7 protein-coding genes are annotated in these 12,354 nt (G+C 50.7%); 3 read left to right on the top strand and 4 right to left on the bottom strand.

The features are described 5' to 3' along the window. Nucleotides 1–6: 6 nt before the first annotated feature. The 3 genes from ACN4EK_RS10130 to ACN4EK_RS10120 all read left to right on the top strand — a co-directional run bounded on the left by ACN4EK_RS10130 (nucleotide 7) and on the right by ACN4EK_RS10120 (nucleotide 6,986). Nucleotides 7–2,568, top strand: coding sequence for a U32 family peptidase (locus ACN4EK_RS10130; protein ID WP_431657735.1), 2,562 nt, complete (start codon nucleotides 7–9; stop codon nucleotides 2,566–2,568). 541 nt (nucleotides 2,569–3,109) lie between these two features. Continuing rightward, a complete protein-coding gene (gene pckA, locus ACN4EK_RS10125) occupies nucleotides 3,110–4,930 on the top strand; it encodes a phosphoenolpyruvate carboxykinase (ATP) (RefSeq protein WP_431657733.1) in 1,821 nt (606 codons plus the stop codon). Nucleotides 4,931–5,132: 202 nt separating this feature from the next. Continuing rightward, nucleotides 5,133–6,986, top strand: a complete 1,854-nt coding sequence (locus ACN4EK_RS10120; RefSeq protein WP_431657732.1) for a TPM domain-containing protein — start codon at nucleotides 5,133–5,135, stop codon at nucleotides 6,984–6,986. A gap of 9 nt (nucleotides 6,987–6,995) precedes the next feature. On the opposite strand, the gene ACN4EK_RS10115 is transcribed toward ACN4EK_RS10120, so the two are convergent. The 4 genes from ACN4EK_RS10115 to ACN4EK_RS10100 all read right to left on the bottom strand — a co-directional run bounded on the left by ACN4EK_RS10115 (nucleotide 6,996) and on the right by ACN4EK_RS10100 (nucleotide 12,318). Beyond that, nucleotides 6,996–8,705, bottom strand: coding sequence for an HAD family hydrolase (locus tag ACN4EK_RS10115; protein ID WP_431657731.1), 1,710 nt, complete (start codon nucleotides 8,703–8,705; stop codon nucleotides 6,996–6,998). 111 nt (nucleotides 8,706–8,816) lie between these two features. After that, nucleotides 8,817–9,830 (bottom strand): UDP-glucose 4-epimerase GalE, encoded by a 1,014-nt coding sequence (gene galE, locus ACN4EK_RS10110; protein ID WP_431657730.1) that lies wholly within the window; start codon nucleotides 9,828–9,830, stop codon nucleotides 8,817–8,819. Between the two features lie 36 nt (nucleotides 9,831–9,866). Beyond that, nucleotides 9,867–10,295 (bottom strand): hypothetical protein, encoded by a 429-nt coding sequence (locus ACN4EK_RS10105; protein WP_431657729.1) that lies wholly within the window; start codon nucleotides 10,293–10,295, stop codon nucleotides 9,867–9,869. Between the two features lie 13 nt (nucleotides 10,296–10,308). Continuing rightward, on the bottom strand, nucleotides 10,309–12,318 hold the full coding sequence (locus ACN4EK_RS10100) for an FAD-dependent oxidoreductase (RefSeq protein WP_431657728.1): 2,010 nt from the start codon (nucleotides 12,316–12,318) through the stop codon (nucleotides 10,309–10,311). Nucleotides 12,319–12,354: the final 36 nt, after the last annotated feature.

Genomic DNA, 12,354 nt, shown 5'->3' with positions numbered 1-12,354 from the left:
GCGAACATGACGGCACATTCCTCTTCGACTCAACGACCCCATTCCTCCCTGATTCAGCGTCCGGAATTATTAGCTCCGGCGGGCAGTTGGGACTGTGCTAAAGCGGCTGTCGAAAATGGGGCTGACGCGATTTATTTTGGGCTGGAACGGTTTAATGCGCGAATGCGAGCCGAGAATTTCACGGAAGCCGATCTCCCTGCATTGATGGAATTTCTTCACCGTCGCGGCGTGAAAGGGTATGTGACTGTGAATACTTTAATCTTCACCTCGGAATTACCCGAAGCTGCCCAATACCTGCGATCGATCATAGCGGCGGGAGTTGATGCGGCGATCGTCCAAGATGTCGGACTCTGCCGCTTGATCCGTCACCTGTCACCCGATTTTCCTATCCATGCCTCCACCCAAATGACAATTACCAGTGCAGCAGGGGTGGAATTTGCCCGATCGCTGGGATGCGAGTTGGTCGTGCTGGCGCGGGAATGCTCGCTGAAAGAAATTACCAAAATCCAACAGCAGCTTCACCAGCAGCATATAGCGTTACCTCTGGAAGTGTTTGTGCATGGGGCTTTGTGTGTCGCTTATTCGGGACAATGTTTGACCAGTGAAGCGTTAGGGGGACGATCGGCCAATCGGGGGGAATGTGCCCAAGCCTGCCGGATGCCCTATGACCTGATTGCCGATGGCAAAGTGATTGATTTGGGCGATCGTAAATATCTCTTAAGTCCCCAGGACTTAGCCGGACTCGATATACTACCAGACCTGATCAAAACTGGAGTTAGTTCGCTCAAAATCGAGGGTCGCTTAAAGTCACCGGAGTATGTTGCTAATGTGACACGGGTATATCGGCAGGCGATCGATCGGGTCATGGGGTTGCAAGGAGATGGGGAAGATGGGGAGGATAGAGAGCGGTATGACTTGGAGATGGCGTTTTCGCGGGGATTATCGACTGGGTGGTTTGAGGGCATTAACAATCAAACGCTGGTACATGCGCGATTTGGCAAGAAACGGGGAGTTTACCTGGGGGAAGTAACGCAGATTCAGGGCGATCGCATCACGATTAAATTACAGGCTCCTGTGAAACCGGGGGATGGGGTGGTATTCGATCACGGGCATCCCGAAAAACCCGAAGAAGGCGGACGCATCTACACCGTAGACCAACGGGGACAGGCGGCAATTCTCACCTTTGGGCATGGCAATCTCAATCTGCGGCGGATTCAGGTCGGCGATCGCGTTTGGAAAACCAGTGATCCCGAACTCGATCGCAACCTACGCCAAACGTTTAGTGGCGAAACCCCCCAATTTCAGCGTCCGATTGATCTAGAAGTGTATGGTGAAGTTGAGCGACCCGTGACGATCGTTGCTCGCGATCGCTTGGGACATGTGGTTCAGGTGGCATCAACCATGCCATTAGTTGCCGCCCATAGCAAACCACTCACCACGGAACGCTTACAGGAGCAATTAGGTCGGTTAGGCAATACGCCATTTTATTTGGATCAATTAAGTAACCATCTGGATGGGCAGGTAATGCTGCCAGTCAGCGAACTTAACCAGATGCGTCGCGATGTAGTGACCCAATTAGAAACATTAAGAGCGAAACCTCAATCCTGGGAACTGCGATCGCAGGCAACCCTGCAAGATCTACTTCCCAAGCATTTTGAGCCAATGACTGATTCTGGTTCGCGATCGCCAGAGTTAATTGTCCTGGTTCGTAACATTCCCCAACTACGAGCCGCGATCGCAACTGGAACTTCTACCCTTTACTGCGAATTTGAAGACCCCCGAAATTATCGAGCAGCAGTGCAGTTAGTTCGGCAGGCAGAAGGTAGGGAAGGTAGCCGCACTTCTCCCCCCTCCTCCCCATCCCCCTCACCTCAAATCTTCGTCGCCCCTCCCCGCATTACGAAACCGGGCGAAAACTGGACTCTTCAGCAGGTACGGGATTGCAACGCTGATGGTTATTTAGTGCGGAACTATGATCAACTTCAATTTTTTAGTCGCGATCGTTGCATTGGCGATTTTTCTCTAAATGTCGCCAATCCCTTAACCGCCGATTACTTCAAACAGCAGTTTCCTTTGGAACGTCTAACCGCTTCCTATGATCTCAATATTCATCAACTAGAAGCTTTACTTGGCAGTTGTCCTGCGAATTGGTTTGAAGTCACCATTCATCAACATATCCCCATGTTTCACATGGAACATTGTGTCTTTTGTGCCTTCCTTTCTACCGGAACCGATTACACCAACTGTGGTCGTCCCTGTGAGCAATATCAGGTGAAATTGCGCGATCGGGTGGGGACAGAACATATTCTGCAGGCCGATGCGGGTTGTCGGAATACGGTATTTAACGGAACTGCCCAAACTGGAGCCGAGCATGTTCACCACTTGATGGAATTAGGGGTCACCCACTTTCGCTTAGAGTTTGTGCATGAAACGCCCACCCAGGTGACGCAAACGATTCAACACTATCAACAACTGCTGCAAGGGCAAATAACAGGGGCGCAACTATGGCGAACCCTCAAGTTACAGAATCAATTAGGTGTCACACGCGGCACGATCGAGTCGAAATAGCTCTGACAACAACATTGTAGGTAGCCACAACATGAGCTTCTACTCATTAGGAGATCGCGGTTAACAGCAGCATGGCAATCAGGAAGAAGGTGAAGTTTTACTACCAGGAAAGAAACAATTTTTAGTTTTGAAAATATAGGCTCCAGCAGGCACACAATTGTTAACTTGATATTCATGAAAAATGTCATTAATATTACAGATATGGGAAAGTTAATTCGATAACAACTCCCCAAAAAATCTCAAAGGTGCCAGCCTCAGGTTACGACTTCTTAAGTTCAATGCCAGCCTTTTATTAAAGCGATCAGAGCAAGCAGAGGGTTTCTCGACATATTTTTCCTTGGGTTCACACTCCTATATAAATCCCGTTTGACCTCTTGCAACGGTCGATTTTGGTAGTTTAAATCGGCTGTTTGGCTCTTCAGCATTCCTGCAAGAAGTCTATTTTTTGGGTAGGCAATGGAACCCCATGGGACGAGTTTCGCTTGCATAATCACCAGAATTTTATCCAGTTGATTTAAATTCAGCCATTGGAGGTTATAGTATGGTATCCGTAGATCATCTAGAGCTTCAAGAATATCAGCAGCAGGTAATTTCTCACTTGATTTGTTCTCGATCGCAGCATTGTGATGTGTCACCCGTAATGGCAACGGCTGTCGAGAAGGATGTGGAACGAGAGCAGCCTGTGGCGATGAATCCATCGGATAACTTACTCCAAATGGCATGGCAATTGTTGCAACCTATGCAGGTCGATCGCACGTATGGATTAAGTCAATTAGGAATGCAAAACTTGCATCATGTTTATCGCAATCTAGCAATTCCTGAATTAGTTGAACATGCCCTGATGCGAGGTGAGGGTCAACTGGCAATTAATGGTGCCCTCTGTGTAGAAACTGGAAAATATACCGGACGATCGCCGCAGGATCGGTTTATTGTCTATGAATCCGGCAGTTGCCATGAAGTAGATTGGAACCATACGAATCGCCCCATCTCAGACGCTCAGTTTCAGCAGCTTTATCAACGCGCTATGGAGTATGTCCAACATCGCGATCTGTATATCTTCGATGGGTTTGTCGGAGCCGATCCCACCTATCGCTTTGGAGTGCGAGTCATCAATGAATTTGCTTGGCAAAATCTATTTGTCCATCAACTCTTCCGTCGCCCAACTGAAGTAGAACTGCAACAGCATCAAGTCGATTTTACGGTAATTGCCCTACCCGGATTGCAAGGTCATCCTGAAACAGATGGACTGAATAGTGAAGCCTTTATTCTCTTACATCTCACTCAGCGCATTGTCTTAATTGGTGGCACTCATTATGCCGGGGAGATGAAAAAATCGATCTTCACGCTATTAAACTATGTGATGACTAAACACAATGTTCTCCCGATGCATGGGGCAGCTAATATTGCGGCTGATGGTCATACAGCATTGTTTTTTGGCTTGTCAGGCACTGGTAAAACGACCCTTTCTGCCGATCCCGATCGTTATTTGATTGGAGACGATGAACACGGTTGGTCAACGGCAGGCATTTTTAACTTTGAAGGGGGATGTTATGCCAAAACCATTCGTCTATCCCAACACAATGAACCTCAAATTTGGTCAGCGATTCGGTTTGGGGCATTATTAGAAAATGTGGTGATTGATCCAGAAACTCGCAGACTGGATTATGACAACGATCGTCTGACTGAAAATACTCGGGTCGCCTATCCGCTCGAACATATTCCGAACAGCATCGCTACTGGGATCGGCAATCCTCCTAAAACCATTATCTTTTTGACCGCCGATGCCTTTGGCGTTCTCCCCCCCATCTCCCGCTTAACCCGCGAACAAGCCATGTATCACTTCCTGTCTGGCTACACTAGCAAACTGGCGGGTACAGAACGAGGGATTACAACACCTGAAAGTACATTCTCGGCCTGTTTTGGGCAGGTATTCTTCCCGCTTCCCCCCACCGTTTACGCCGAAATGTTAGGAGAGCGGTTATTGCAACATCCTGAAACCCAAGTCTTCCTGGTGAATACCGGTTGGTTAGGCGGTGGTTATGGCGTTGGACAACGGATTTCGATTCAGCATACCCGATCGATGGTATCTGCTGCCTTAAACGGCGATTTAGATCACGTTCGCTACACACCCCATCCGATCTTTAAGGTGCTGGTTCCTGAAGCAGTTCCCGGCGTTCCTGCCTCAGTCCTTGATCCCCGCCAAACCTGGGCAGATCCAGCCGCCTATGATCACCAGGCACACCAATTAGCCCAACAATTTGTGCATAATTTTGCCCAATTCACTGATGCTGCTCCCGAAGTGATCGCGGCTGGACCATCAGTTAACTCCGAGTACAGCGAGATACCAACCAACATCCATTAAAGCCACACCCACGGCAGCAATTCAGTTGTAACTCTGGCATGTCGGGGAGTCATCCCGTGGCAGAAATGCGATCGCTCACAATGGATTCCGTAATGGTGAAATACACGCATGAAGACTCTGTTAGAACGTGAAAACTGCTGATCTGAATCCTCTCGTAGCAATTAATTTTCCTATGCTCAAACAAGCATTCTGCTCAAGCACTTTGACCTTAGTTCTAGTGAGTTTTGCCTCCCATTGTCTCGCTGTTCCGATCGCATCGGTTCCTAATCCCAGACGCACCAATGGGGGATGGGTGACCGATATGGCAGAGTTACTGACTCCCGCCACAAAAAAGCAACTGAATCGGCAAATTTCCGAGTTGGAAGCGAAAAATAGTAGTGAAATTGCCGTCGTAACAGTTCCCTATGTTTCTTCTGCCACCAACCCCAAAGCGTTTGCCACACAACTGTTTAACACCTGGGGGATTGGCAAGAAAGGTCGCAATAATGGCGTACTTCTGCTCGTTTCTAAAGGCGATCGTCGGGTAGAAATTATTACTGGCAAAGGGCTGAGAACGTTGTTGCCAGATAGCCAAGTCAGTCGAATTCTTCAGCAAGAAGTGACCCCCAGGTTTAAACAAAGTCAATTTGATGCCGGGGTTTTAGCGGGGACAAGAGCATTAGTCACCCAAGTTAGTCGCTATCGCCCCCCGCAGGTTGCAACCGTTCCTGCCGGATCTCCTCCTGCCCCCAGCCAGAATCCACCATCGATCGCTCCCAAACCATTGGCTACTACGGCAACCCCGCTACCTCTGGCAGCCCCCGTCGCCCCCGCCCATCCAGCCGCGATCGTTGCCCCGCAAGACTCAGACAACTGGTTTAATCCGCTCTGGGGTGGGTTAGGCATCGGCACAGCTTCTATCGGTGTCATAATGTTGTCCCGTCGCCTCAGTCGAGTATTTTTGGCTCCTGAGGGGGACTCCCGAACTGGAAAGGCAGGCGTAGGAGCCAAACGGTTCCACTGTGCGGTTTGTCGGCAACAGATGGAACAGTTGACCGCCGGCGAACTATCGCTGTTTCTCAGTGAACCGCAGCAAACCGCCCAGGAATTGGGTAGTGTGGTATATCATGGCTGGCGGTGTAAACCCTGTCAGGCTTCTCTGTATGGCAGAGGTTTCCACCTGCGGGCATCGGTGATGGATGACGAGCAATTTAGCCTGTGTCCGACCTGTGAGGAACTGACGGCGGTTCATAGTTCCGAGTTGTTAAAACAACCGACCTGGAATCAGGAAGGGAAAAACCGGGTGAAGTATCAGTGTCGCTGCTGCTCGAAGCAATGGCAGACCGAGGAAGCGATCCCCTGTTTACCACTGCCTAAAAATGCGGTCACTATTCCGCCAAGCGGACGTTCCCGAGTCAATAATTTTCACTTATTCCAACAGGCTGAATCAGAACGCCCCACCCATTGTGCAAGCTGCCATCATCCCATGCAACAGGTTGGCTCTGAGCAAATTCACCATCTGTTGCGCGAGCCAGAGCGGGTTGCCGGATATTTGGGTAGTGTGGCATTCCTGGGCTGGCATTGCTCCCACTGTGCGGCGGGAACGACAGATATCCATATCCGAGCCTATGTGCAATCCAGTCGCTACCAGCACTGCCCGAATTGCCAAGAACTGACGATCGAAGAAACATCTAGAACCTCCCAGGCAGCCACCTCCTACAGTGAGGGACAGCGCCAAATTATCCGGAAATGTCACTGTTGCTCGTTTGTCCATGAGCGATGGGAAACGATTCCTAGACTAGCTACTCCTGTCAATTCCAGTTCAACGTCAACGAGCCACTGGCAGACTAACCATAGCTTAAATGTCTCTAGTAGCTCTAGTAGTTGGAATTCCCATCACTATTCCAGTGACAGTAGTGGTGAATCAACAAGTAGCTGGAGTTATAGCGATCAGTCCACCAGTAGTAGTGGCAGCGACTTTGGCGGCGGTAGCACCGATGGGGGTGGCGCAGGAAGTAGCTGGAGTTCTGATGATCACTCCAGTAGTAGCGGCGGGGGTTCCGGTGAGAGTTGGTAATTCTGACCATTAGGCAGGCAGAGTATAGCGTTGCATGATAGCGGCTTTGACGCGATCGCGGCTTTCCTCGGCTGAGAGATCGGTCTGTTGTTCAATCTCCGTCACCTCTACGGCTAATTCATCGTCTTTAATCGCTACTTGCAACCACCGAGAATAATCCTGTTGATGGAGATGGTGGAGCCAGGTATCCTGATCAATGCCATCGGCTAACTGCACAAACATCATCAGATTTTGAGCTTTCAAATTCAGCTTCTGCTCTGCCCCTCTAAAGTAGAAACATTTATCATCTCCGAGCAATCCCTCGGCGTAGTTGCGCTTGTGGCGTTGCCGTTCACCTTTCGGGGGCAACACCTTAAACCGAATCGGCTGACGGTCATCCTGGCAAAACCAGACGATCGCGTCACCGGGCGGCAAATCTTCAGCCGGAATGGGGTCAGGGGGACAATACCCGACACTTTGGCAAAAGGAGGAAATAGTTTGATCGGGAGCTTTGCCGATCGCCACGATCGTATTGACCAGAGATAGGGCGGGGGTAGCGACCTGATCGGGATGGACGGTAATCAACATCATGCCATTAAAGGTCTGCGGCAGCGTGAGGGAGGCAGGATGCCATGAGGCAGGGAGCATGTGGTGGGCTTCATCGACCACAATCCAGTGGGGACGACCTGTACTTGCCCGCAGTTCGAGTAGTAGGGGCAGGAGTCCGGCGAAAAAGGCGGGTCGTTCCTCCAGTTTCACGGCTAACAGGTTAAGAATCACATTCTGATCCGGTTTACCCAGCAGATCCATGACCTCACTGAGATTCGGAGGTTGATTACCATCCCCCATCACTACGGCTCCTTCAAAGCTTTCGTAATCGCCCTCGGGGTCAATAATACAAAACTGATAGCCCTGCTCCGCTAATCGCTCTAACACCCCGGTTGCCAGAGTTGACTTACCTCCCCCCGAGGTTCCGGCTAACAGCAAACTGGATCCATAGGGTTGAATCGATACTTCAGTGTCATCATCCTGGCGACCTAAGGCAATCCGGTGGCGTTGGTTCGCGATCGCCTCTAGATCCGATGTCAGCAGGCGATCGATTAGCTCCACCACGCCATCTCCCCGACTCCCCTGTGTCACCCAATCCACATTGTCTTTCACCACGGGTAGGGCATTGGCAACAGCCACCGAACATTCGCATAAATCCAGCATGGCATGGTCATTCTCCGCATCCCCGATCGCGACGGCATTATGGGGGGAGAGGTCTAACTGGGTTAACGCCGCCCTTAATCCCGAGGCTTTATTAATACCTGAGGGCAGCACCATGACGGCACCTTTATTAAAAATAATTTGTAGTTCTAATCCTAAATCCCGAATAGCTTGCAGTACGGTGGTTTCATGGGGTTCCCAGGTAGAAACAATCACCCTACCGACCCCAAGGGGTTGGACATTCTGTTCCTGTAATGTCTGAATGAAGGCGGCGGGAGGAGGATCGCCTAAGATTCGTTCTTCTTTAGTAGCCGGGATATACAATAACGCCCCATTTTCTACTACCACACAATCAAATAGGTCAAGCTGGGGAAAGACCGTATTTAAATCATCTAAATGTCGCCCTGATACCAAAAGCAGTTTGCGCCCTGATTCTCGCAGCCGCTTTAAAGCCGCCAGAGTCGTTGCATTCACCTGACCATTGGTTGCCAAAGTACCGTCATAATCGGCTGCAAGTGCCAGAAAACGCATATTGAATCTTACACAACGCTAATTTTGAACTATGGCGTTAATTTACCAGTCAAACCTGGCGCTGTCGTCTAACTTAGGGGCGAATCAACCTCTCTCGCCCCTGGCAGCGCATTATTTCGCGTGCCGTTTTTGATGCCAATCCCAGGCGTGTTTCAGAATCGTATCAATATCGCTAAACTGCGGTTTCCAGCCTAAAATTTTGCTGGCTTTGTCCCCACTACCCACCAACGCCGGAGGATCACCCGGACGTCGATCGTGTTCCAGCGCCACAATCTCTCGCCCTGTTACCCGGCGGGCTGCTTCAATCACCTGTTTGACAGAAAAACCATTGCCATTGCCTAAATTAAACCGATCGCTGTTGCCTCCCTGGAGTAAGTATTCCAATCCCATCACATGAGCCGCCGCCAGATCACTCACATGCACATAGTCTCGAATACAAGTGCCATCTGGGGTGGGGTAATCAGTGCCATAGATCGAAACAGAATCACGTTTGCCCAGGGCGGTGAGCAACACTAAGGGAATCAAATGGGTTTCGGGATTGTGATCCTCTCCTAACCGACCTTCGGGATCAGCCCCGGCGGCATTAAAGTAACGGAAACACACCGATTTGAAGTCATACGCCGGATCAAAATCCGCCAGAATCCGTTCTACCATCAACTTGGTTGCCCCATAGGGATTAATCGGATTTTGGGGATGATCCTCCGGAATTGGCACTTGATTCGGCACTCCGTAGGTGGCGCAGGTGGAGGAAAAAACAAACTTTTTGATCTTAGCAGCCACCATCGCTTCCAACAGCGTTAATGTACCCACCACATTATTCCGGTAGTATTTATCCGGTTGGCTGACCGACTCACCCACATAGGCATAGGCAGCAAAATGCATCACTGCCCCGATCGCTCGACTGGCAAATAAACTGTCCAATAGGGCGCGATCGTTGGTATCGCCCACAATCAGTTCCACTTTCAACGCCTGTTCGGCAATATCGCGATGCCCATACACCAGATTATCCAGCACTACCACCGGGTAGCCAGCTTGTTGTAATGCCAGCACCGCATGAGAGCCAATGTAGCCTGCTCCACCTGTGACTAACACCGTGGGTTTCTGTTCGCCTAACTGCCCATTCATTCTCTGTTCCCCCAAATGGAATCACAATATCGTTGCTTACACCCGATCAAACGTTTGTTTGACCTCGGTTTGCCGGAGAATACCCAGCAAGGTCGCATCCCCTACGCCCAGCACCAGTGCCCCGATCGACAGCCCACAACAAACCAGCGCGATCGCCAGGCCCACATTCAGCCATGCTAACCCCATTGCCCCCCACCATGCCCACCATCGCCGCTGCCATAGTCCAATACTGACCCCAACAAATAAAATGCAGGTGATCCATGCCGTCACGCCGATCGCTGCCATCATGAACTGATATTCACTGACAGACGACACCGCCAAACCGCCCCGTAAAACCTGATTCGTCAACGCCAGCAAACCTGACCAGTTTCCAGTCACCAGGGGATACAGGCTGAAGCCAGCGAAGATCACCCCCCGAAGCCCTATAAGTACCGTTAGAGCCGTTAAAACAGTAGTTTGGGTCATCTGGGTCTGTTGTCTACTCCCAATCACGCCAATTTTGATTCAAGATCGACATGCCTGGAAAGGCAATCGGATTACCATTCGCGGTTAACCGCCGCTGTAAATCCTCTAAATACAGATTAACCGATGGTAAATTATCAACCATTTGATAGGGCATAATTCCGGTTTTTAAGGCGTAGGCGGCTGTAGTCCCGATCGCGGCTCCCGCCGACCATTCAAATGAATGCACCCGATAGGCAGCATTCGTGATATGCGTAGTCGCGATATTTTTGCCTGTAACCAGCAAATTATCAAGTTTCTGCGGAATCATCGCTCGTAGGGGAATCTGGAACGGATAGGTTTGGTCTGCCGCCTGCCGTTCTAGCGGACGCTCATCATTCCCCGCCGCCTCTGGCGGACTGGATGCCATACAGGGATGGAAGTCAATGTTATAGTTACCGATCCCCACACTATCAGGATACAACCGGGCGCGAGTTCGCCATTGCATTTCCGCCGGAGCTAATTTGCCCTGAATCACATCGATCGCCCGTAAGCCTGCCATTGCCGCCGCTAAGCGCTGATAGGTTTCAGCAGATAGATTATTTGGATCTTGATAAAACGGCTCCTGGTAGTTTTTGCGCGATACCGCCGTTTCATAAATCGTAAAGCCCGTGGGATAACCATAGGCAGGACGACCAATCATCCGCCGCCCTTCCCGCATATAGGGAAACTTAGACAAACCGTGTGCCGTTCCCATCGGAGAATCATACCCACTGAGATACCGCAAATTCGGCAACGATCGCTTGATGGGTAACTTGGCATCCTTCTCCCCTGCCACCATCCAGTAGAAAAAGCCGAGTGCCTGTTCCTCACCGCCCTGGAGGCTACTAATGCGATAGCCCCCCTGCCAGCCTCCCGGCGCAAGTTGTCCCTGTTCCAGTAATTGCGATCGCGTGTAGAGTAAATTGTCCTCGGCGGTACCGGGCCCATAATCATTGCCCCAGTTCCAATTCTGCATCGAAATATCCCCGACATTCACCGTCCGACTGCCAGCAACCGGCTGGGTACTCCAAATCCGCCGATAGGTAAATACCAGTTCAGGGCTTTCCGCAAAGTTCATGTAATTGTAACTATAGGCATTAGCAAACCGGGGGTAGAACGGCGGCATGGTAGGGGTTTGGGGAGTTGCCATTGCCTCGATCGCAAAGGTGTAGGTAAAGGCTTGCGGACAGTAGGGATAGGCGGTCGTTTCGGAGGCTGAAGGTTCATCAAAACTGCGGGGATCAATTCCCAGGCGATAGGGCACATCCGCCAGTGCCAGAATTTCTCCGGTTTCAGTCGCTTCGATCACGTACCAGGGTGAAGCGGGAGAGGAGGATGAAACGGGGGGAGGCGTAAACTGAATAATTTTTTTGTGAAATAGCGTCGAGTTTTGTTCGCTATAGCTATCGGCGATCGTTTGCGATAGGGGATGGGTATTCAGGGGTGGGGCACCGGGGGCAGGAAAATGTTGGATTGCTCGTACCGACTGAATCTGTTGCCCGGAACCTACGGGAGTCGTTTCTAAACTTTTGACGACCGTATTGGGAAACAGGTGCAGTGTACCCTTGCCGGTTTTAGCCGCTTGCTTCAGCATATCCATTAAAATTTCATGACCTTCCTGGGGCAGGAAACAGACCGCACTCACCCAACAATTGCCCGGAGATCGCATCGGGTAGCGATCGCGAATCCGTTGCCGTAACTCCAGGTAGCCTTTAGAAAAGAACAATTGTTCCCGTTGGGTTCGGCGTTCATCCAGCGCCGATGTGCCCTGAGACGACACCTGTCCGCCCAGCCAATCCGTCAGTTCCGTCAGACAAACGACCCGTCCGGCATGGAGGGCTTCGTAGGCTGTAGCGACCCCCGCTAATCCCCCACCAATCACTAAAATTTCACAGGCAACCGTCTGATCCGGCGATCGGGGTGGTGCCGCTTGCCCTTTTACGGCGATGAATCCAGGCAGAACAACTCCTGCAACCAGCAAACTCAAGCAACGTTGGATCACCATACCTCACACCTGGAAAAATTAGCAGTACCGTTTCTG

It is taken from the genome of Pantanalinema rosaneae CENA516 (assembly GCF_050753385.1).
Taxonomy (GTDB): domain Bacteria; phylum Cyanobacteriota; class Cyanobacteriia; order Leptolyngbyales; family Leptolyngbyaceae; genus Pantanalinema; species Pantanalinema rosaneae.
This window is presented reverse-complemented; position numbering and strand designations above follow the sequence as displayed.

Coding starts and splice junctions, on each gene's coding strand:
- ACN4EK_RS10130 (WP_431657735.1), top strand. CDS start 7: ATGACGGCACATTCCTCTTCGACTCAACGACCCCATTCCTCCCTGATT.
- ACN4EK_RS10105 (WP_431657729.1), bottom strand. CDS start 10,295: ATGACCCAAACTACTGTTTTAACGGCTCTAACGGTACTTATAGGGCTT.
- ACN4EK_RS10100 (WP_431657728.1), bottom strand. CDS start 12,318: ATGGTGATCCAACGTTGCTTGAGTTTGCTGGTTGCAGGAGTTGTTCTG.
- galE (WP_431657730.1), bottom strand. CDS start 9,830: ATGAATGGGCAGTTAGGCGAACAGAAACCCACGGTGTTAGTCACAGGT.
- pckA (WP_431657733.1), top strand. CDS start 3,110: ATGGTATCCGTAGATCATCTAGAGCTTCAAGAATATCAGCAGCAGGTA.
- ACN4EK_RS10115 (WP_431657731.1), bottom strand. CDS start 8,705: ATGCGTTTTCTGGCACTTGCAGCCGATTATGACGGTACTTTGGCAACC.